Origin of the sequence: Marivirga tractuosa (assembly GCF_042140215.1) — a bacterium.
In the GTDB taxonomy this organism is placed as follows: Bacteria; Bacteroidota; Bacteroidia; order Cytophagales; family Cyclobacteriaceae; genus Marivirga; species Marivirga tractuosa_A.
The window spans coordinates 289,837-311,977 of record NZ_CP159478.1; the positions used below are offsets into that span (position 1 = coordinate 289,837).

Annotated in this window: 19 protein-coding genes, 1 tRNA gene and 1 pseudogene; 12 read left to right on the plus strand and 9 right to left on the minus strand. The window is 35.5% G+C overall.

Going from position 1 to position 22,141, the window contains the following annotated elements; all coding sequences use genetic code 11:
* Positions 1–47: 47 nt before the first annotated feature.
* The 8 genes from ABWH96_RS01215 to ABWH96_RS01250 form a co-directional block, all read right to left on the minus strand.
* A complete protein-coding gene (locus tag ABWH96_RS01215) occupies positions 48–431 on the minus strand; it encodes a hypothetical protein (RefSeq protein ID WP_375579727.1) in 384 nt (127 codons plus the stop codon).
* A gap of 393 nt (positions 432–824) precedes the next feature.
* Positions 825–2,720 (minus strand): asparagine synthase (glutamine-hydrolyzing), encoded by a 1,896-nt coding sequence (gene asnB / locus ABWH96_RS01220; RefSeq protein ID WP_375579728.1) that lies wholly within the window; start codon positions 2,718–2,720, stop codon positions 825–827.
* A gap of 68 nt (positions 2,721–2,788) precedes the next feature.
* Positions 2,789–3,976 (minus strand): MFS transporter, encoded by a 1,188-nt coding sequence (locus tag ABWH96_RS01225; protein WP_375579729.1) that lies wholly within the window; start codon positions 3,974–3,976, stop codon positions 2,789–2,791.
* 285 nt (positions 3,977–4,261) lie between these two features.
* On the minus strand, positions 4,262–5,686 hold the full coding sequence (locus ABWH96_RS01230; protein WP_375579730.1) for a TolC family protein: 1,425 nt from the start codon (positions 5,684–5,686) through the stop codon (positions 4,262–4,264).
* On the minus strand, positions 5,683–7,059 hold the full coding sequence (locus ABWH96_RS01235) for an HlyD family secretion protein (RefSeq protein WP_375579731.1): 1,377 nt from the start codon (positions 7,057–7,059) through the stop codon (positions 5,683–5,685). The genes ABWH96_RS01230 and ABWH96_RS01235 overlap by 4 nt, the downstream gene beginning before the upstream one ends.
* Positions 7,052–8,785 (minus strand): peptidase domain-containing ABC transporter, encoded by a 1,734-nt coding sequence (locus tag ABWH96_RS01240; RefSeq protein ID WP_375579732.1) that lies wholly within the window; start codon positions 8,783–8,785, stop codon positions 7,052–7,054. Before ABWH96_RS01240 ends, ABWH96_RS01235 begins: the two co-directional genes overlap by 8 nt.
* Position 8,786: 1 nt before the next feature.
* Positions 8,787–9,467, minus strand: coding sequence for a TetR/AcrR family transcriptional regulator (locus ABWH96_RS01245; protein ID WP_375579733.1), 681 nt, complete (start codon positions 9,465–9,467; stop codon positions 8,787–8,789).
* A 73-nt stretch (positions 9,468–9,540) separates the two neighbouring features.
* Positions 9,541–10,956 (minus strand): FAD-binding oxidoreductase, encoded by a 1,416-nt coding sequence (locus tag ABWH96_RS01250; RefSeq protein WP_375579734.1) that lies wholly within the window; start codon positions 10,954–10,956, stop codon positions 9,541–9,543.
* Positions 10,957–10,983: 27 nt separating this feature from the next.
* Here ABWH96_RS01250 and ABWH96_RS01255 point away from each other — a divergent pair, with 27 nt between their 5' ends.
* The 5 genes from ABWH96_RS01255 to purN all read left to right on the plus strand — a co-directional run bounded on the left by ABWH96_RS01255 (position 10,984) and on the right by purN (position 13,770).
* On the plus strand, positions 10,984–11,481 hold the full coding sequence (locus ABWH96_RS01255) for a C40 family peptidase (protein ID WP_375579735.1): 498 nt from the start codon (positions 10,984–10,986) through the stop codon (positions 11,479–11,481).
* Positions 11,482–11,557: 76 nt separating this feature from the next.
* Positions 11,558–11,631 (plus strand) — tRNA-Ala (locus ABWH96_RS01260).
* A 149-nt stretch (positions 11,632–11,780) separates the two neighbouring features.
* The gene (nadC, locus tag ABWH96_RS01265; protein ID WP_375579736.1) at positions 11,781–12,641 is read left to right on the plus strand and encodes a carboxylating nicotinate-nucleotide diphosphorylase; all 861 of its coding nucleotides are present in this window, start codon (positions 11,781–11,783) and stop codon (positions 12,639–12,641) included.
* Between the two features lie 77 nt (positions 12,642–12,718).
* Entirely contained in the window at positions 12,719–13,195 is a 477-nt protein-coding gene (locus ABWH96_RS01270) for a YcxB family protein (RefSeq protein WP_375579737.1), read from the plus strand.
* On the plus strand, positions 13,192–13,770 hold the full coding sequence (purN, locus tag ABWH96_RS01275) for a phosphoribosylglycinamide formyltransferase (RefSeq protein WP_375579738.1): 579 nt from the start codon (positions 13,192–13,194) through the stop codon (positions 13,768–13,770). Before ABWH96_RS01270 ends, purN begins: the two co-directional genes overlap by 4 nt.
* 431 nt (positions 13,771–14,201) lie before the next feature.
* On the opposite strand, the gene ABWH96_RS01280 is transcribed toward purN, so the two are convergent.
* Positions 14,202–14,786, minus strand: coding sequence for a hypothetical protein (locus tag ABWH96_RS01280; RefSeq protein ID WP_375579739.1), 585 nt, complete (start codon positions 14,784–14,786; stop codon positions 14,202–14,204).
* A 188-nt stretch (positions 14,787–14,974) separates the two neighbouring features.
* Between ABWH96_RS01280 and purH the strand changes: the two genes are divergently transcribed.
* From purH to rodA, 7 genes and pseudogenes are all read left to right on the plus strand, one after another.
* Positions 14,975–16,501 carry a bifunctional phosphoribosylaminoimidazolecarboxamide formyltransferase/IMP cyclohydrolase gene (gene purH, locus ABWH96_RS01285; RefSeq protein WP_375579740.1) on the plus strand — a complete coding sequence of 509 codons (1,527 nt, stop codon included), beginning with the start codon at positions 14,975–14,977 and terminating at the stop codon, positions 16,499–16,501.
* A gap of 112 nt (positions 16,502–16,613) precedes the next feature.
* Positions 16,614–17,642: a rod shape-determining protein gene (locus tag ABWH96_RS01290; protein WP_375579741.1), complete on the plus strand. Its 1,029-nt coding sequence runs from the start codon at positions 16,614–16,616 to the stop codon at positions 17,640–17,642.
* 106 nt (positions 17,643–17,748) lie between these two features.
* Positions 17,749–18,585: a rod shape-determining protein MreC gene (mreC, locus tag ABWH96_RS01295; protein WP_375579742.1), complete on the plus strand. Its 837-nt coding sequence runs from the start codon at positions 17,749–17,751 to the stop codon at positions 18,583–18,585.
* Complete coding sequence (locus ABWH96_RS01300) at positions 18,575–19,096, plus strand: Rod shape-determining protein MreD (protein WP_375579743.1); 522 nt, start codon at positions 18,575–18,577, stop codon at positions 19,094–19,096. The genes mreC and ABWH96_RS01300 overlap by 11 nt, the downstream gene beginning before the upstream one ends.
* On the plus strand, positions 19,093–20,358 hold the full coding sequence (locus tag ABWH96_RS01305) for a penicillin-binding transpeptidase domain-containing protein (RefSeq protein WP_375579744.1): 1,266 nt from the start codon (positions 19,093–19,095) through the stop codon (positions 20,356–20,358). The genes ABWH96_RS01300 and ABWH96_RS01305 overlap by 4 nt, the downstream gene beginning before the upstream one ends.
* Positions 20,318–20,905 (plus strand): penicillin-binding transpeptidase domain-containing protein, encoded by a 588-nt coding sequence (locus tag ABWH96_RS01310; RefSeq protein WP_375579745.1) that lies wholly within the window; start codon positions 20,318–20,320, stop codon positions 20,903–20,905. Before ABWH96_RS01305 ends, ABWH96_RS01310 begins: the two co-directional genes overlap by 41 nt.
* Positions 20,902–22,093, plus strand: a pseudogene (gene rodA, locus ABWH96_RS01315) (rod shape-determining protein RodA); the annotation flags it as partial. The gene ABWH96_RS01310 and the pseudogene rodA, both read left to right, overlap by 4 nt.
* Between the last annotated feature and the right edge of the window lie 48 nt (positions 22,094–22,141).

The window sequence follows — 22,141 nt, forward strand, 5'->3', positions numbered from 1 at the left end:
AGCCTTGATTAAAAATAGCTCAAGGATTTCCTTGAGCTATTTTTTTATTATTCATTTAACCAATTTATGGCTTCCTCTTCCTTATTAAAATTTTTCTTGGGCATTCCGCTTTCTTTGGATACACTGTCAAGTTGCATTATGGATACATTTTCTGTGTGCAATTCAGCAACTTTTTTTACACCTGCCGTTACAATTTTTTCTTGTGCTTTGGAGTGTACATCTCTAACATCTCCAGGGTGAATAGCCATTTCAGTCGCATCTGTTAATAAAGTAAAATCTTTAGATAATTTATTTATGGCTTCATCCCAGTCCTGTAGGTAGCCAGGGATGTCTTCTTTATTTCTCCAGAATCCATTGATTTTTAAGAAGGCTCTGTTTTTAGTGATATCTACTTTTAAAGAGTATTGCTCATTTTCTGCAATTGTAATCATTTTAAAAAAATTTTGTTTGTGATATAAATATCCGGCAAAAGCGTAATTTTGTTTAGGCATAAATGCCTTTTTCGATAACCTTTAGATTTAACGGGATAAGTAATTGTATTATATTAATTTATTTTTGATTTGCTTTGGGATACTCCTTTTTTTGGGCTACATAAAGCCTTGGTGGGTTTTGTGGTGGAATGATGCGCCAAACAGGCTTAAGGTTTTGAAATATTATGGAATTACGTTTTTACTCCTGCTAATCTTGCGCTTCATTATTTAACTAATCAAAGTTTAACTAATTTCTGTCTTTTGCAATTTTAACAGATATTTAATCAATTAGATCATCTCAAAAACTCAAATCCAATTTTACTCTTAAACAAAGTAAGTATTGAATGATCAGCATTATTCCATATACTGCTCCCACCATTCTTGAAAAACAATCAAGGCCCAGACGTGGGCGTGGCTGTCTTCAGGATTATTGGAAAACAGTTTCATTTTGAGTGATGCTATTCCATCCCAATCAAAAACGTTCTGACGTTCGATTCGCTCTTTATCCAGCCATTTATTTTCAATATCTTGTTTTAAATCTTTTCTGAGCCAATCTAAAAGCGGTACTTCAAATCCGTGTTTGGGTCTATTGTAAATTTTTTCAGGTAGAATATCTCTGAAAGTATCCTGCAGAATCATTTTCTTCCTTTTACCATTCACTTTGAAATCTTCAGGTAGGCTGTTGGCAAAAGCCACTAATTCATGATCGAGAAATGGTACTCGAACTTCCAAAGCATGTTGCATGCTCATTAAATCTACTTTTTGCAACATATCCCCTTGGAGAACTAATTCTTGGTCTAGCTGTAAAGATTGGTTGATAGATTTAGTGTTGAGCGTTGAAAGCAAATTGTCTTTCCATAAATCAAAGCTCTCGAAATCAATATCTTCTAAAACGGAATTGGATAATAAATCTGTTGTTTTTCTGGCACTTTGCAAGCTGGCCAACATCCAATATTGTGATTGAATATCGTGCCTGGAAGCATCAGCAAATTTCTTTAATTGTCTCGCCAGATTTCCAAACGGGTTATTTCTTGACTTGGGTAATAAATTCCATAGTGGACTTAATGCAGTTACCATTTTCTCTTTAGCTCCTGGATGCCATAATCTAAAAAGGGCTGCATGCTTATTATATCCTGCAAAGAGTTCGTCTGCTCCATCTCCTGATAAAGCAACTGTTACATTTTCCTTGGTTAGTTGACTTAAAGCATAAACAGGCAAAGCAGAGCTATCGGCAAAAGGCTCGGAAAAGCTTTTTAACATTTTTGGTAAATAACCATATAAGTCATCCAGGCTTAAGGAAAATACTTGATGCTTGGAACCAATATGTTTCGCTACTGCATTAGCATATTCTGTTTCATCAAAAAAGGAATTCCCTTTATAGCCAATTGAGAATGTATGTAAACCCTCTACTTTTTTAGCAGCTATCGCTGAGATAATAGAAGAATCTACTCCACCGCTTAAAAATGTGCCTAAAGGAACATCAGCCACTAATCTTCGCTCAACTGCTTTCTCCATTAAGGCTTTCAGTTGAACTTGGGCATCTTCATAAGTCCCTTGAAAAGGCTTTTCAAAAGTTGTTTTCAATTCATAATAAGAATTGAATTCAACCGATTTCTTTTTAACAATTGCATATTGGCCCGGCATTAATTTCTTAACACCTTTTACCATACTCATGGGAGCAGGTAAATAATTTAATTGTAGATAAGTATAAAGAGAATTGGGATCTATACTTTTTTCAATCCCAAATTTGAGAATGGCTTTCAGTTCACTGGCAAAAATAAATCGATCCTCATCTTCTAGGTAATAAAGTGGTTTTATTCCATAGCGATCTCTTGCCACTAACATTTCTTCCCTTTGCTGGTCGTAAAAAGCAAAAGCAAAAAATCCATTAAGTTTATCTAAAGCATCTTTTCCTTCATGAATTAATAGTTGCAATAAAACTTCAGTATCAGATTCTGTTTCAAAATGGACACCATTACTTGTAAGTTCTTGCCGAAGGCTTTTATAATTATAAATCTCACCATTAAAAACTAATTGATAGCGACCATCCTCAGCTGACATAGGTTGGTTTGCCTGGGGTTTTAAGTCAATAATGGATAAGCGTCTATGACCCAAAGCCACAAAGTCACCCACAAAAACTTTTTGAAAATCAGGGCCACGATGTTCTAAGGTTTCCGTAGCCAAGGAAATATTGGGAAGGTTAAACCTGCCAATTTCATTAAAAGCAAATACTCCTGTTATGCCGCACATGCTGCGAAGATATCAATAAATTTTTGATGTTTAGTACGATAAAAGTGGGAATGAAGTAGATAGAAAAATTAGGTGTTTTCTTCAATATTCTTTGGCACTTGACTAATGACAATCAGTAAACCGATTCCTGCTAAAATAGATCCAGCAAGGAAAGGGAAAACATATCCAAATCTAACGGCATAACCAGACACAAAAGAACCTAAAGAAATTCCTAATCCGAAGGCCATGGTAACAACCGAAAGTTGAGATCCTGATTGTCCTTTTTCTGCTAAATCACCCGCTAAGGCTAAAGATGGAGCAAAAACCATTGCTGCACTAATTCCTTGTAAAGCCCTGGCCGTTATCATTTGCCAGGGTTCTGTTGTCAAACCTTCTGATAATACAATAGGTATTAGACAAATTAAGCCGATGATTATAAAAATTCTTCTTCCGTATTTATCACTGGCTTTTCCTACGATAGGTTGTGCAATGGCTAATGCTGCAATTAATGCACTGAATTCTAATGAAAACATAAAAGCTCCTTGAGAAAGGCGTTCATTGGTTTTAGTTTCAATGGGTGCTAATAAGGAGAACCCGAAACTCATCACCAAGGTAGCTAAGGCTAATGCAAAAATTGGATCAAGTAATTTTCCTTTTGTTTTAGATAATATTCGGATATTCATTTTACGGTCACTTGGTTCAATATCATCAGGGTCACTAACAAAAAAGTAGACTAATATTGCACTTAATAATGCTGCAAATGCTGCAACACAAAAGGAAGCAACAAAGCCGTTAATAGATCCAAAAACGGGAACTTCGTATGGGCCATTTTCAACTAATATGCCACTACCTAATGGCCCCAAGCCAAACCCAATTAATCGAAAAGAATTGTAAACGCCCATATTATTCCCACGTGTGCTTTTAACACTTACTTCGCTCACTAAGACTAAGCTGGAAGTAATAGTAAAGGCTGCAGCAATTCCTTGAGCCATACGGACTGCCATGAGAATCCAATAAGTATGAGCAAAAGAATAGGCGAAGTTGGCAAAAGTAAAAATGATAAGTCCCAAAAGCACAAAAGCTTTTCTTTTGCCAACTTTATCAGAAAGCCTGCCAGTAAAAGGTTGAGAAAAGCTGGTAATCAACCCAAAAACACCTAAGATTAATCCTGTGATTAAAGACTCCGTTAAACCGAAAAAGCTGCCATTTATATTTTCGCTTGCTATATAAAGTGGCAAAACTACAATAAGAAATGAATTACCCATTGCATCTGCCATGCGAGCAAACCCAAGAAATACAACGCGACTATCTATCCCAAAAAAAAATCTGCTTTTATTCCCTTTCAAATTTTTTGTTTTTCCTCAATGGATTTTCCATAAATGATGGAAAGACTAAAATAAATAATTTGGTATACTAACAGAATGAGGCAACCATAGTTTTATTTTTCCTTGAGCATACCCAACTAAAGAAGATGTAAAAGCTATTTGACCTCAGAATAATTGCTGTAATACACCTTATTTATTTTTGAGGCAAACTTTCATAATAGGAAAATGTTGTAGACGTTAATTTTGCATCCAAAGCTCAGGTTTAGCCCCCAAGCTATGCAACCATTGACGATAGTATAACCTATATTTTGCCTGCAACTCTATGTATTTCATGCGAGCATTAACCAAACTCATTTGTCTGTAGTTAATTAAGAAAATACTGCTTTCTCCTATTTCAAATTTCCTTAATTCGGCTGTTAATAGACTCTCGTATTGCACTACAATATTCTGATAAGTTTCTAATTGCTGGGCAATATTTTCAAAAGTGTTTTCATACTGTCTGGCTTTGTTGCGAATGGAAAGTTGCTTTTGTTGCAGCTCAAAATTGGTGTTTTCCAATTTGATTTCATTCATTCTTAGCTCACCTCTGGGTTGTCTTAAAAATAAGGGCATGCTAAAACTTAAGCCCCAGTTGTAATTATCCAAACCTCGAATTTCGTTAATATTTCCGGCAGGATCTTGTAAGAGATTATATTCTAAATTTAATTTTGGTTTAAGTTTTTCTCTTTTTAAACGATTTTCAATTTGTAGTCTCTGAATTTTAAATTCACTTTCTCTTATTGCCGGGTGCTCTTGTATGAAAATGGGCAGACTTGCTCTAAGACTATCTATTTTGTTTTGGGAAATATTGTTGATAGCCGAAGCTTTCAATTCGGATTCTTCAATCGGTTGTTCTTTTCCCCACAAAAATGTAAATAGATTCAGTTTTGCATTTTCTAAATCTACTTCCAACTGTTGGTTCTGTATCGTTAAATTTTGCAATTGAATAGATGCCTCTAAGGTGTCAACAGCTGGTTTATCTCCTTGTTCATAAGAGGTTTTATAGTTTTCAAAATTATCAGTTGCCAGTTCTATTGCATCTTCAATGACCCTTTTTTGATATTGAAACTTTGCAAACTGCCAGTAGTAGTTGGTTCCTTCTAATAAAATATCTATTAACATCAGCTGAGCCTCGTTTTCAAAAGCTCTTCTATCAACAAAAGCTTTTTGAAGTGCGGCCCTTCTATCATCAATAAATAAACCCTGCAGAACAGGAACACTTACTCCTGCATACCACAATCCTGCATTAGGTAAAGTAGCTTCATTACTTAAATACTCTCCTGCAGTCCAATCATATCCTCCTTGTAAAGTTATTCCAGTTCTGGTAGGTAAACTAATTCCAGATTCACTGTATTGATAGTAATTTTTCTGATCGTAGTACTTTTGTTTGTTTTTGGAAAAAAGTTCTGGATCAAAGTTTCCCTTTGCGGCCATGACAGCAAAGTCACCCATTTCTCTTAAGTTTTGAGCTTGTTGAATTAAAGGGTGATTTTCCATAACCAATGAAAGAAACTCCTGCTCACTTAATTGATCTGAAATAAGAGTATCTTGAGCCTGCAAAGTACTAAAGGAAAGTAAAAAACAGGAAAAAGAAATGACTATATGTTTCAGTTTGATAATCATTTTTTAGCTTTTCCTTGAAGTTTATTTGCTTCACTAGACTGCCCTGTATTCTCAGGAGTGTAAAAATTTGGTGGAAAACCATTAATTTGTCGCCAGATTTCATACCACACTGGTACTATATCTAATAGTGCTAAACCACTCGTTCCGCCACCAACCCTTAATGCTTCTGGCCATTCTGGTTCTTCTGGATCTTGGGCAATTAAAATCCTGTATTTACCATTATCACTTATAAAGCGGTCAATTGCTACTACTTCACCTCCGAAAGTACCATAAGTTATTATTGGCCAACCTGAGAAAACTATTGAAGGCCAACCATCAAAAATCAACCTTACTTCATTTCCCACATTAAAGAGCGGTAAATCTCTTGGCAGAATATACATTTCAACTGCGTAGTCAATATCTGCAGGCATTATGGAAACTAGAGATTCTCCAGCTTTAATGTTTTCTCCTATACCGGTGCTTACTGCTCTTGTAATGTAACCTTTTTGCGGTGCAAGAACATAATAGAAGCCAAACCGCACTTGATAATTTGTGAGTTGATTCTCCATTTTCACTACCTCAGCTTGTGCATCCTGAAGCATCGAACGAGTACTAAATAAATCAGAGCGAGCTTTTTGTAGCTTATTCGTATATTCATTATAGATGGAATTCAGTTCAATTTTTGCATTTAAATACTGATTTCTACTACTTAGTAATTTACTCTCCATACTGATTTTTTTGGCTAAGGCTTCCTGATATTTATTGTTCCTCATCTCCAAATCAGTTAGAGACTTTAATCCTTCTTCGTAGAGTTCCTTTTGTCTGCCAAATTGCTTTTCGGCTATTTCCAAATTAATTTGAGCAGCTTCATAATCAATGCTGTCGGCTTGAATTTTTAATTCTGCTTGTCTTAGATAATTTTTAGCTTGTTGTAATTTAAGCTCCCTATTTTCCTCAATTGCTTTTATTTGACTTCCTAAGGCGTCAATTTTTTCTTCATAAAAACCTAAAGATTGTCTTTTAGCCGTAATTTGCTCTTGCGTTCTTTCAAGTAGTTGAGGATCAAAATATTCATCTTTAATTTCTCGAATGAATAGAATTGTATCTCCCTTTTCTACCAAATCCCCTTCCTGGGCGTACCATTCTTCAATTCTACCATCTATCATTGAATTGAGTTCTTGCGGACGTTGAGAAGGAGAAAGTGCCGTTACCTGGCCATTTCCACGAATATTTTGTGTCCAGGGTAAAAAGGAAACACCAAGAAATAATAAAAAGAAAATTATCAAAAGGCGTTTCAATACCTTGTCAGCTCTAATTTCTTTGAATAGAGCAAATGATCGATACTTAGTAGTATTGACCTTATCTTTTATAGAATATGGACTTATGTTAAGCATTTTTATTCAAGCTTATTTTTTCAAACCAATCATGATTTTTAACTCCCTTGCCAGGCACATCATATAAGATCTCACCATTTTCCATTCCAATCACTCTATCACACTTTTCTAATATTCGCATGTCATTGCTCACCATTATAACGGTTTGCTTATTATTTTCTCTGCAGAGATAGTTTATAAATTTATGTTTGTTGTCTTGTGACATCATTCCAAAAATGTCTTCCCAAAGGATAAGCGTTTTCTTACCTATAATTCCTCGAGTCCACAGAATTTGTTGCTTAATTTTCTTTGGAAAAGTTCGGTCGCCAGGAAAAAGCATTCTTTGATAGCCCAATGGTTCACCATCCATAAATTCATCTAAACCAGTAATTTGAGTAGCTTTTTGAATTTCTTCCATTTCACTCAATGGAGAACCTATCCTTATGTTCTCCTCAATGGTTCCTTGAAATATTCCTCCAAAACTCATACAATCCCCTATATTTCTTCTTACTTCTGAAATATTTAGGTCTCGTAAGGCAGTTCCATTAAACATTATATTGCCTTTATAATCATTATACCAACCTGAAATCAATTGTAATAATATTGACTTACCAGCATTTGAAGTTCCGGCAATTCCTATTTTTTCTCCTCCTTTAATATCTAGGTTAACGTCTTTTAAAAATATATGGCCTGTATCTTCTTCCTTTAAATTAATATCTTTCAGTTTAACGGCCATTCCATCAGACTTAATTAATGAATGGCTTCCTGATAAAAATTCCTCCAGAGGTTTATCTGTTACAACTGCAATTTTTTCTACAGCAGTTAATACATCGTAGATAGATTCAATAGTAAAAATCATTTTTTCTACAGAATTAATCACGAGTATTACAATGATTTCAGCAGCAACAAACTGACCAATGTTCATTTGTTGTTCAATTACTAAAAAGCCCCCTATTAATAATAACCCAGCAGCAACAACTGCTTTAAAGCCAATCATTAATGAAAATTGATTGATAATTACATCAAAATGTGACCGTCTGGCTTTTACATAATTTTCTGTGTTCTTATCATTTTTTTCTAGAGGAAGTTTCGAATCCTCTGCCATTTTAAAACTCTCCACATTTCTGGCAAGCTCTTCCAGCCAATGGGCGGTTTCATATTTATAATTAGATTCCTGAAGACTGGTTTTAAGTCCTTTTGGACCCGTTAATCTCACAATTAAGAAAATTAACAAAATCAAAAAGAAAGAAAATATGATAAAGAAAGGGTGATAAAATGAAACGAGTATTAAGGCGAAGATAATCTGAAAAAAAGAAGTTGAAAAATCGATTAAGATTTTAGACAATCCCTTTTGAACCGACATTGTGTCAAAGAATCGGTTGATTAACTCTGGAAGATATGAATGTTTTACTTGGTCAATTTTAAATCTAGGGATTCTGTATGCGAATTCAAATGAAGCCCTTGTGAATATTTTTTGTTGTAAAACCTCATTGATGGTTAATTGCCTAACTTGCAAAATTCCATTTATGATGATTCCTAAAATTACCAAAAACACTAAAATGATCCAGGAAGTACTTACCTGTCCACCCATGATAAGGTTAATGATCGCTTGAATTCCTAATGGCAGAGATAATCTAATCAAACCTGCAAAAACCGCATAAATGTATATAGTAAATACAAAGCTTTTTTCAGGTTGAAGCAGGTCTATAAACCTTTTGAAAGGATGTACTTTAAAATTATCCGCCATTTTAATTCTTTAGGTTTTTTAAAATAATCTGATAAAAAACATTTGATAGTTCGTCTTTATCAGATTGAATGTCTGATAAAGAAGGCATATGAGCTGCAAAATATTGCTGATGCAAAATACCCACTATACTAGTAGAAGCCAAGGTATTAGCATGACTAAATTTAGGGTTAATTTCCAACATAATATCCGCCAATCGTCTAGAAACCTTTTTAAATGTCAAAAATAATCCAAATTGATTTTCTTGGTCTACTTCCTTTGTTAAGTAAGCTTTTGATGATTCAGATATGACAATATTAATTAATTGTTGAAAATTCATTTTACTGATACTTTTATCTTCTGTATCGGGTTTACAAATTATTTCAACTGCTTTTTTAAGTTTTGAATCTGGACTTGATAAATTATGAGTATGAAATGCTAGTTGTAAATCGATCCAACTCCAATACCAATTATAGAAATATAAAAGTAGTTTGTGCTTACTTTCAAAATATCGATAAATGGAACTCTCAGTAGTACATAAAGCTTTTGCTAGTTTACCGAAAGTAAAATTTTCTAACCCCATATCATCAATCATTTGTAAGGATTGAGATAATATTTTTCTTCCTAATTCAGAAGATTCAGGATCTTTTTGAAAAAGGTGTGGGTTGAGCTCAATTTTAATAGAAGAAAGTAATTTATCCACCATTTGTTATTTTACACGCAGCATTAAAAGTAATACTACCGAAAAACGGATATCTTCTATTCTTGTTCAGAAAAAGTTAAAATATTTTTTCTGGGTTTAAAATATTATTTGGATCAAACACTTTTTTAATACCTCTCATCAGGTCAAGTTTCACATCTCCCATGGCCATTTGCATATACGGTCTTTTGGCAATTCCGATTCCATGTTCACCTGAAAGTGTTCCACCCAAGCGAACAACTTCCTCAAAAATTTCGCCTATTCCCTCATTCACTTCCTTATTCCAATATGCATCACTCAACTCTTCTTTCATGATGTTGATGTGGAGGTTTCCATCACCAGCATGTCCATAGCATACTGAGTTAAACCCATATTTTTCTCCTACTTCATTTATGAAAACAATCAGAGCAGGCAGGTTTCCTCTTGGAACAACCACATCTTCAGCTTTAGTTAGGGAATAGGCATTTACAGCAGGACTCACATTTCTTCTTAATTTCCAAAGTTCGTCTTTTCGAGCTTGAGTATCAGCAAAAAGTACTTCACCACCAGTATCAAAATCTTCCAATACATTTAGAATGATTTCTGCCTCATTCATCATTACCTCTTCATCATTTCCATCTAATTCTATCAGTAAATGGGCCTTAACATGGTCGGGTAAATCTACGCTTACCGTTTCTCCCATTTCATTTTTAATGTAATCTTGTGTTTTTACAATGGCATCTCGCTCCATAAATTCCATACCTGAAGGTGCTACTCCAGCTTTAAAAATGGCAGCGATTGCACGGCAAGCTTCTTCATTGCTCGTAAAAGGAGCTAGTAACGTCACATCTTTTCTCGGAAAAGGTCTTAATTTGAAAACGATTTTAGTGATGATCCCTAATGTGCCTTCACTTCCACACATTAATTGAGTTAAATTATAGCCTGTGCTATTTTTCAAAACATTGGCTGCGGTCCAAATGATTTCTCCATTAGGCAAAACCACTTGCATATTCAAAACATAATCACGAGTAACGCCATATTTCACGGCTTTTGGACCACCAGCATTTTCTGCTAAGTTACCCCCCAAAAAGCAGGTTCCTTTACTGGATGGGTCTGGTGGATAAAATAATCCCTTTTCTTTTACAGCATTTTGGAAAACTTCTGTTATAACTCCAGGCTCGACAGTTGCTTGCAAATTCAATTCATCTATGGATAAAATTTTATTGAATTTCTCCATGCTGATTACGACTCCTTTTTTAGTAGGCAAGGCACCACCACTTAACCCAGTGCCACCGCCTCTAGGAGTTACTGGGATTAAATGTTCGTTACATTTCTTCATAATGGCACTTATCTCTTCAGGAGTTGAAGGCTTTAGTACTACATCAGGCATGAAGGAATAATCCTCCGTGTGGTCATGAGAGTATTTATATTTATCTTCATCAAGCAAAAAGGCATTTTTTGCGCCAACTATGCTTACCAATTCCTCAAAAATGCTTTGATTTGTAACTGTATCCATGAATTATTTGATTTCTGACTAAGAATTATGCTTCAACACAAATTTAGGAAAATATATTCCATCCAATTGATTTTATTCCTACTGATTGTGGTTTTTCTATCAGGCTGTGCAACAAGCAAGAAGAAAAAACTAAGAGCAAGAAGGCTCGATACTATAATTCAAACCGCTCGATCTTACACTGGCACTCCATATAAATGGGGAGGTGTAAACCGTTCTGGTATGGATTGTTCAGGATTATTATATGTCAGTTTTAAAGCAGGAGATGTGAATATTCCTAGAGTTTCTAGGGACCAGGCTAAGGTTGGAAAAAAGGTTAAATTTAGAAAATTAGAAAAAGGCGATGTGGTATTTTTTGCTATGGGAAAAAGGCGAAGAAAAATTACCCACGCAGGACTGGTGACAGAGGTAAGAGGTAAAAATGATGTACGCTTTATTCATGCTTCATCAAGTGTAGGTGTAGTAGAAGCTAATATTTATACTGACTACTACACAAAAAAATTCAGGAAAGCCAGAAGGTATTTTTAGAAATGGATTTTTTACATAGATTTGCAAACCGTTGATTCTTGTCTACTGTCAATTGTCAACTGTCTATTTAAGTTTTGGGGCATTAGCTCAGCTGGCTAGAGCGCTACGCTGGCAGCGTAGAGGTCATCGGTTCGACTCCGATATGCTCCACAACCAAAAGCTACTTCGAAAGAGGTAGCTTTTTTTGTTTTAGCTTTTTGTCAGTTTTCTGAAAACCCTACTTCAAAATTAATACCCCTGATTGTATTATAAATACCGATATCACCGTAACTTTGAGCTAGTATCAAAAAGTAATAATCTTGGCTTACCAATATTTAACCGAAGAGAATATTAATCAATTTATTAAAAATGCTTTAGAAGAAGATATCCGAGATGGAGACCACTCTTCTTTAGCCTCAATTCCTAAAGGAACGCTAAATACAGCTCAGTTAATCATTAAAGATGATGGAATTTTGGCTGGCGTTAAAATGGCGGAATATGTTTTTAATGCAGTTGATAAAAACCTAAAACTTGAAATTCATAAGAAGGATGGCGATGTTGTAAAAAAGGGTGATATCGGGCTGAAAGTACATGGTGAAGCATCTTCTATTCTAACAGCAGAGCGATTGGTTTTAAATTGCCTTCAAAGAATGAGTGGAATAGCTACTTACACTTATAATTTGAGTAAGATGATTGCACACACATCCACCAAAATATTGGATACCCGCAAGACAACCCCAAATTTCCGCTTAGCAGAAAAATGGGCAGTTGAAATTGGAGGAGGTAAAAATCATAGATTTGGATTATTTGATATGGTGATGTTGAAAGATAATCATAATGATTTTGCAGGTGGTATAACCGCTTCGGTTACGGCAACCAAGAAATATTTGAAAGAAAAGAATCTTGATTTAAGAATTGAGGTAGAAACCCGGAATTTGGAGGAAGTTAAAGAAGCTTTAAAAGTGGGAGGTGTGGATGTTATCATGCTGGATAATATGAGTGTGGAGGAAATGAAAAAAGCGGTGAATTTGATTGGGGGTCAATGCCAAACAGAAGCTTCAGGTGGCATAACCGAATCCACTATTGTTAAGATTGCGGAGACGGGTGTAGACTTTATTTCGGTAGGTGCATTAACCCATTCTTATAAAAGTTTAGACATCAGTTTGAAGGCGGTTTCTTGAAACCATAAAAATGCGATATATTTGCAAACCCAAATAAGGGTTTATAAAAAATTACATAAGAAAATTGAATTGCAGAAATGCTAGTTAAAACAAAAAAATATAAGCTGGATAACAGCACATACATCAAAACAGGTTTGAAAAACATTGTGAAGGAACAGTGGTGGGTGTTTTTAATTGCATTAGCCATATGTTCTGGTTACGCCTGGGTTCCTAATATTTGGTGGTTTATAGGCTCCTTTATTGCTTTATTATTGTATTTCCTTTTCTGGGTCATTCAATTTGCGGGCGTTACGCAATTAGATCAATATAAAATATTGTTTGAGCGTCTCTCTTATGAGATCAGTTCTCAGCAAATATTAATAAAACTAAATGCCAAGCAAGGCATGCCCATAAAATGGGATCAAATAAAATCAGCCAAAGTGGGGAAAAATGCATTTACTTTTGTGCTTTCGAAAGCTCAGTTTGTGTATTTGCCTTATAAAGTATTTAAAACAGAAAACGAAAAGAAATTTGTGGAAACGATATTAAAAAGGAAGGAATTGATTAAATCATGACCGATCCTAAAAATATAGCTATTTTGGCTTCAGGCTCTGGAAGCAATGCCGAAAAGATTATTCATTATTTTAAAAACCATAAGACTATCAATATAGCTTGTGTGATTACTAATAATGAGAATGCTGGTGCAATAGAGCGAGCTGAAAAAGCTCATATTCCTTCGAAATACTTTACAAAACAAGATTTTGAGAATCCAGAGGTTATTCTTCAGTATTTAAAATCAAAAGAAGTTGACTTTGTTGTCTTGGCTGGGTTTTTATTGAAAATAGCCCCTGAAATTGTTGCTGAATATTCAGATAAAATAATTAACATTCACCCTGCCCTTTTACCAAAATATGGCGGAAAAGGAATGTACGGAAACCATGTTCATGAATCAGTAATATTGAATAAAGAGACAGAAAGTGGCATCACCATTCATGTAGTAAATGATAACTATGATGAGGGGCGAATCATTTTTCAGGCTAAATGTGATATCTCTCCTCAGATGGGAGCAAAGCAATTGTCAGCTAAAGTCCAACAACTGGAGCACCAGCATTTCCCTAAAATTATAGAGGAGTTTGTGGAGAATCACTAAGTGATTTTCCCGATCTCCTTTTCAAACTTCTAAAAATTAGAACTTAAATTCATAATTCTCTTGAGAACTCACTGATTTATTTTCGATATTTCAATTGTGAAAGAGATGTCTTATTTTTTATAGAGAGCTAAATCAAGTATAATTTAAAACTCAATGTGAATAATTTGTAAAAAATTAATCTGTGGGAGCGGGCTGGAGGAAAGTTTAGCGGGCCAGCGTTGGCATTGAGGGAGGAAGCATTAAACTTTCTTGAATTTTTGTTTCTTTTTGGTCAAGCAAAAAGAAAGGCAAAGAATTAAAAAGTAAGAGGTTATGTTTTCAGCCTGATTTTTCGAAAAAATGTTAGCCGTATTTTTTTGGATTGCGCTCTGATGGTTTTTATAGAACCAAATATTATAAGAACTAAAAATTTGTTATTGAACTGTTGTAACTTACTCCCCCCTCTCAAAAAGCGTCTCCACCAAATCGGAAAAACTTTCCGGCTCTGAATACAATCTATCAGAATAAACACTTGCCATCAATTTTAAATAATGTGGCTTTTCATCATAAAGAATCAGCTCTAAACTGATATTACCATATCTTTGGTCGATTGGCGGTTCCATTTGAATGGGCGGTTTTAAATAATAAAATTCTTTGGTAATTACTCGGTCTTGTTCAGCTGTCACCTTCCTGTTCGAGCCTGACTGACGATAACCAATTGCTAAAATTTGCTTTTTGAAGTGCTCCAACAGCATTTTGTAATCTGAGTCAAGCAAACTACTACAATTCGCTATGGCAAAACCATTGGCTTTATTACTTTCCAAAAGGGCAATGGGAATAGGGTCTTTAATATCCGTTTTCTTCAAATGGTAAGCCCTGAAGATCTTATCTAAAATTTCCTTGCTCACATCAGAAGCATGCCATTCATCATAAGAGTCAAATTCTTGCTGACTTCTCTTCAAAACCTCGTTGGTGAGAATTACATTTTTTTTCTCTTTAGGAAATATCTTATTTATGATTTGATCGAAGAATGACATTCAAACTCTATTTTTTAATTAAAGCGAAAATTATATTTCGTCTTATCCATTTAACACATTTAAGGAATGAAAGATTAGCAAAATGGCTATAATCTGAAAAAATATTAAATCTAACAGCATAAAGTTTTTAAAGGATGGGCGAAAAAGCTTTAAATCAATTAGTTTTGCAAAAAAATAATTCTAGCAAAATGTCAGTCAAAAAAATCCAATCTGCACTTATTTCAGTTTTCCATAAAGATAATTTAGAGCCTATCGTTCAAATTTTGAAAGATAAAGGCGTTAAAATATACAGCACAGGTGGCACCCAAAAGTTTATTGAAGAACAAGGTGCCGAAGTCATCGCTGTTGAGGACTTAACCAGCTACCCTTCTATTTTAGGCGGAAGAGTAAAAACGTTACACCCAAAAGTGTTCGGTGGGATTTTAGGAAGAAGAGATTTGGAATCAGACAAGGCGCAGTTGCAAGAATATGATATTCCTGAAATCGATTTAGTGATTGTGGATTTATACCCTTTTGAGCAAACAGTTGCTTCGGGTGCAAGCGAGCAAGATATCATTGAGAAAATTGATATAGGAGGAATTTCTTTAATTAGAGCAGCAGCTAAAAATTTCAAAGATGTCGTGATTGTAGCTTCCCAAAATCAGTACGCTGATTTGGAAAAAGTATTACAAGAAAAAGATGGAAGCACGGACTTGAAAGACAGAAAAGCTTTTGCATCTCATGCATTTAATGTTTCATCTCATTATGATACGGCCATTTTCAATTATTTCAATCAAGAAGAAGCAATCAAAGGTTTTAAGCATAGTATTTCAGAAAATAAAACGTTGCGTTACGGTGAAAACCCTCATCAAGAAGGCGTTTTCTTTGGTGACTTGGAAGAGCTTTTTGACCAGTTAAATGGTAAAGAATTATCCTATAATAATTTAGTGGATGTTGATGCCGCGGTTTCTTTAATAGAGGAATTTGAAGGGGAAACGGCTTTTGCTATTTTGAAACATACCAATGCTTGCGGAATGGCATTAGGTAATTCTGTAAAAGAAGCCTATCAAAAAGCATTTGCAGCAGATACACTTTCTGCATTTGGTGGCGTTTTGATTACGAATCAAACAGTTGATAAAGAAGCAGCGGAAGAAATGCATTCTTTATTCTTTGAAATTTTAATTGCGCCTGATTTTTCTGCCGAAGCTTTAGAAGTATTAAAAGGAAAGAAAAACAGAATCTTATTAAAGAAGAAAACGAACCTATCTACTAAAAAGCAATTCAAAAGCTTACTGAATGGGGTGATTGAGCAAGATAGAGACTTGCATACGGACAGTCATTCAGATTTGAAAGTTGTGACCAAATCGGCACCAACTGCTGATGAGGAGAAAGCGCTATTATTTGCTTCCAAAATTTGTAAGCACACAAAATCGAATACTATTGTCTTGGCTAACCATGGTCAGCTTTTGGCAAGTGGTGTTGGTCAAACGTCAAGAGTGGATGCTTTGAAGCAAGCAATAGAGAAAGCCAAAGTTTTTGGATTTGATTTAAAAGGAGCGGTAATGGCTTCAGATGCATTTTTCCCATTTCCTGATTGTGTGGAAATTGCAGATCAGGCAGGAATTACTGCTGTGATTCAGCCTGGGGGTTCTATTAAAGATCAAGATAGTATTGATTATTGCGATGCTCATGGTATGAGAATGGTGACCACAGGCATAAGACATTTTAAACATTAAAAGTTAATCTTTAGATAAATCCAGAAATATTTTCGTTGAACCGCTTAATTTATCAAAGTAATTTGTAAATTTCCAAAGCGTAAATTTTTAAATATATTATACAAGAACATCCATGGGGATATTTGATTTCTTTTCAAGTGACATAGCCATAGATTTAGGTACAGCCAATACCTTAATTATTCATAAAGACAAAATAGTGGTGGATGAACCCTCCATCATTGCCATTGATAAAGCTACTAACAAAGTGTTGGCCATTGGGCGCCAAGCCATGCAGATGCATGAGAAAACTCACGAAAACATAAAGACTATTCGTCCTTTGAAGGATGGAGTAATTGCTGATTTCCACGCTGCTGAGCACATGATTCGTGGGATGATTAAAATGATTGATGGCGGTAAGAGAAACTTTATGCCTTCTTCTCATAGAATGGTGATTTGTATTCCATCAGGCATTACCGAAGTGGAAAAAAGAGCCGTTCGAGATTCAGCTGAGCACGCAGGGGCAAAAGAAGTTTATATGATTCACGAGCCTATAGCGGCAAGTATTGGTATAGGCGTTGACATTGAGCAACCTGTTGGTTCCATGGTGGTGGATATCGGAGGAGGTACAACTGAAATTGCTGTAATTGCCCTTTCAGGAATTGTATGTGACCAATCCATCAGAGTAGCGGGTGATACTTTCACCAAAGACATTTTAGATTATATGCGTAGACAGCACAACCTTTTAATAGGGGAGCGTTCTGCGGAAAAAATAAAAATTGAAGTAGGTGCTGCTTTAACTGAATTGGATGATGGACCTGAGGATTATGAAATCCGAGGTCGTGATTTGATGACGGGTATTCCAAAAGTAATTAAAGTATCTTATTCTGAGATTGCTTTTGCCATTGATAAGTCGGTATCCAAAATTGAAGAAGCCGTGCTAAAAGCTTTGGAGATTTCACCGCCCGAATTGTCTGCCGATATTTATGACAATGGAATTCATTTAACTGGTGGTGGTGCTTTATTAAGAGGACTTGATAAAAGACTGGCGCTTAAAACAAAGCTTCCGATTCATGTGGCGGATGATCCGTTGAGAGCGGTAGTTCGTGGTACGGGAATCGCTTTGAAAAATTTAAATCATTATAAAGCAGTTTTAATGAGTTAAATGAATTATTCAATGCAAAATATTTTTGGAAAAGGGAATCCTATGAAAGGCATTCCTTTTTCCTTTTTAAAGCAATTTATTTTTTTGCCTGTAACCCTAAAGGTAAATGCGTAGGTTATTTCAGTTTATTTATCAATATCGGGCTTTCTTTATCTTTCTGCTACTGGAAGTCATTAGTGGTTGGCTGGTAGTCAATCATAATGATTACATCAGTGCCTCCTATTTTAATAGCTCCAGTGCATTTGCAGGAAATGTTTATAAAAATAAGCAAGCCGTGCAGGATTATTTCCAATTGGCTAAAGTCAATAAAAATTTGGTGGAGGAAAATGAGCGCTTAAGAAATCGTCTGGCAGTTGATAGTATTAAAATAGATTCAGATTCAGCAGATATCCCTTTCGAACTTAATGGTCAGTATGAATTTATCACAGGAAAAGTGGTCAATAACTCTGTGCATCGATTTAGAAACTATTTTACTTTAAATAAAGGAAGCGAAGATGGGATTGAAGAAGGAATGGGCGTAATCAATCCAAAAGGAGTGGTAGGAAAAATAAAAAGCGTGTCCTCTAATTTTTCCACAGCCTATTCTGCTTTGCATAGTAGCTTATTGATTTCAGTACTGATCGATGAAACAGAGACTTTATGTACGGCAAACTGGTCAGGTGAAGATCCAACCGAAATTTCATTAGAGTATGTGCCTCGCCATATCAAGGTCCAGGAAGGAATGCAAGTGATAAGCTCAGGCTATGATGCTATTTTCCCGCAAGGGGTAAAACTAGGAACGGTTAAAAGTGTAGAGATAGATGAAGAAGCTACTTTTTATGATATGGAAGTGGCGCTTTCAGCGGATTTCTTTAGTCTGGATTATGTGTATGTAATCGGCAATAAGCTGAAACAAGAAAAAGATTCTTTGGAACAGGAACTACAAACAGAATATGAACAGTAGTAATAATTTCAAACAGATATTGATTTGGGTGCTTTTTGTAGCATCTCAAATATTGTTTGCGCAAAATTTTGTGCTCTACAACCGTGCGTTCTGTTTTGTATATGTGGGCTTTTTGCTTTTACTTCCTTTGGGAATCTCCCGTAACAATATTTTACTGTTAGGTTTTTTCACGGGCTTTATCATTGATATATTTTATAATAGTTTGGGAACGCATATGGCGGCTATGACGTTGGTTGCTTTCATTCGCCCTATATGGTTGAATGCCATTACACCAAGGGGTGGATATGAGAATGTGGATAGTCCAGCCATTAAAGACCTAAGTTTATCCTGGTTCCTGGCTTATGCATTGCCTTTATTATTTATTCACCTAGCTGTAGTCTTTTTTATAGAAGCAGGTGGCTTTCATATGTTTTTTTATGTGATTTCTAAGGTGTTGATGAGCACTTTATTAACCGTATTGGTGTTGGTGATTTTACAATATCTATTTTATTCTAAAGGGAGGTTTTCATGATAGAAAACAGAAAGTACATCATTCAAATTTTAATCATAGTAGTAGGAGTTATTTTCCTGGTGAAATTATTTTCTATTCAGGTTATGGAAAGCCGTTATAAACTAGCGGCTGAAAATAATGTGATTAATAAGGTGGTGCAATACCCTTACAGAGGATTAATTCTGGATAGAAATAATAAAATAATTGTTCATAATACTCCTGTTTATGATATAATGGTGGTACCAAAAGAGGTGGAGGTTCAGGATACCACCGCTTTTTGTTATTTATTGGATATCACCGAAGAGGAATTCAAAAGTAAAATCCATAAGGCTAAAGAATATTCATACATCAAGCAATCCCTTTTTTATCCACAATTAAGCAATGAAGAATTTGCCAAAATCCAAACCCGTTTGGTGGAATATAAAGGCTTTTATCCTGTTGCCCGTACTGTTCGAAAATACCCTGAGCCTGTTTTGGCAAATGGCCTTGGATATATTGGAGAGGTCAGCAAAAGACAATTAGAAAGAGATACTACTAATTATTATAAACAAGGTGACTTTATCGGAATTTCAGGAATAGAAGCCGCTTATGAAGAAGAGCTGCGAGGAAAAAGGGGCGTAAAATATAAGCTGGTGAATGTACGGGGAATTGAAAAGGGCTCCTTTAATGATGGGAAATTTGATACACTTTCTGTTCCTGGGAATAATTTGGTTTCCACTATCGATCTGGATTTGCAAAAATATGCCGAATACCTGATGGATGATAAGGTTGGAAGCATAGTCGCCATTGAACCTTCAACTGGTGAAATTCTAGCTTTTGTCAATAGCCCTTCTTATGATCCTAATCTGTTAGCAGGAAGAAACTATAGTAAAAATTTCAGTGAGCTGAATAAAGATACTTTAAAGCCACTTTTTAATAGACCTATCATGGCGCAATATCGCCCAGGCTCTGTATTTAAATTGGTTCAATCATTAATTGCTTTACAAGAAGGTGTAGTTGTGCCTTCTACTCGAATAGTTTGTAATAGAGGTATCATTAATTGCCATGGTTCCCACACCAATGAAGATTTGCATGGCGCTATCAAGTATTCTTGCAACCCATATTTCTATCAAACTTTCAAAAGAATTATTCAGCAAGGAAAAGTAGAGGGTATGAATAAAGATGCCAGAGTGGGCTTAACCACCTGGAATAATTATTTAAGTGATCTTGGCTTTGGGCGAAAATTAGGAATCGATATTCCAAATGAAAGTTCAGGCATGGTACCTGGAACCTACTTACTATGATTACTATTATCAAAAAGACCATTGGAATTTCTATACTATTTATTCCTTAAGTATAGGAGAAGGAGAATTATTGACAACGCCATTACAAGTTGCCAATTTAGCTTCCATTTTAGCGAATAGAGGTTTTTATGTTCGCCCACATATGGTTAAAGGAATTGAAACACCCGATTCTTATTACAAACTGCAATATGACAGACAAGATACTGGTATTGATTCAGTGCATTTCAAAACGGTAGTAGATGCGATGGGTGAAATTGTAGATGGTACTGCAAGAGTTGCAAGAGTAAAGGATATTGAAATAGCAGGTAAAACTGGAACCGTGCAAAACAAAAATAGCTTTGACCACTCTGCTTTTATGGCTTTTGCACCAAAGGAAAATCCACAAATTGCCATTTCTGTTTATGTAGAAAATGCAGGTTGGGGCGGTGGAGTTGCCGCTGCGATAACAGGCTTACTAATTGAAAAATACATTAAAGGAGAAGTAGCGTCCAACAGGGCTTGGGTAGAAAATTATGTGATGACCAAAGCTTATTTGAAGAATTTATGAGAAGACAGGATAGCTTATGGAATAGGGTAGATTGGTTATTGATAGCCGTATATTTTTTACTGGTTATTTTAGGCTGGCTCAATATCTACGCTGTGGTTTATGATGCAGAACAAGCTCAAAACATTTTCAGCTTTGACCTAAATTCTGGTAAGCAATTAATCTGGATTGCTGGTTCTCTAGTTATCATTATAGCCATCATGATACTAGATTATAAGTTCTTTGATTCCTTTGCCTATTATATTTATGCAGTAATTCTGGTCTTATTAGTCTTGGTTTTACTGGTTGGAACGGAAATATCAGGAAACCAATCCTGGTTCGTTTTGGCCTGTTCGACTACAACCCTCTGAATTTGCTAAGTTTGCCACCGCTCTGGCTGTAGCCAAATATTTTAGTAGTAAAAGTGTACGACTTGATCGATTCAAGGAGCAAATTAAGTCTTCTCTTCTTGTTCTGGTACCAATGGGTTTGATTATAATGCAAGGCGATGCAGGAACTGCCTTAGTGTTTATCAGCTTTATTTTAGTGTATTACAGAGAAGGACTTCCTTCTTTTTACGTGATTACAGGCTTGTCGGCAGCATTGATTTTCATATTGACTTTGTTAGTAGACCAAATTTACTTGACCATCGGAGTTATAGTTTTGGCTACCATTATAGTGGTGATAAACAATAAACGCCTTAAAAACATAGGGATTACTATTTTGGCAGCTGTTTTAGTAATAGGCGTAATTCAAAGTGTGGATTATGTGATTTCAGATGTATTGAAACCCCACCAACAAAACAGATTGAAGGCATTGGTAAATCCAGATGCGGATCCATTAGGCTATGGTTGGAATGTAACTCAATCAAAAATTGCTATTGGCTCAGGTGGAACTTTCGGAAAAGGCTTTTTGGAAGGTACACAAACCAAATTTGACTTCGTACCCGAGCAAAGTACCGATTTTATTTTCTGCACCATAGGAGAAGAACATGGTTGGGCAGGCAGCTTTGTCTTGATAATTTTGTTTTTGGTACTGATGGTTAGGATAATCGTTGTAGCCGAAAGACAAAAGTCCAATTTTGCCCGAATCTACGGCTATGCAGTAGCGGGAATTTTCTTTTTTCACTTCGGAATTAATATCGGAATGACCATCGGGCTCTTTCCAGTAGCAGGTATTCCACTTCCTTTCTTTAGTTATGGTGGTTCTTCGCTTTGGTCGTTCACCATCTTGCTATTTGTGTTGATTAAGTTGGATGCG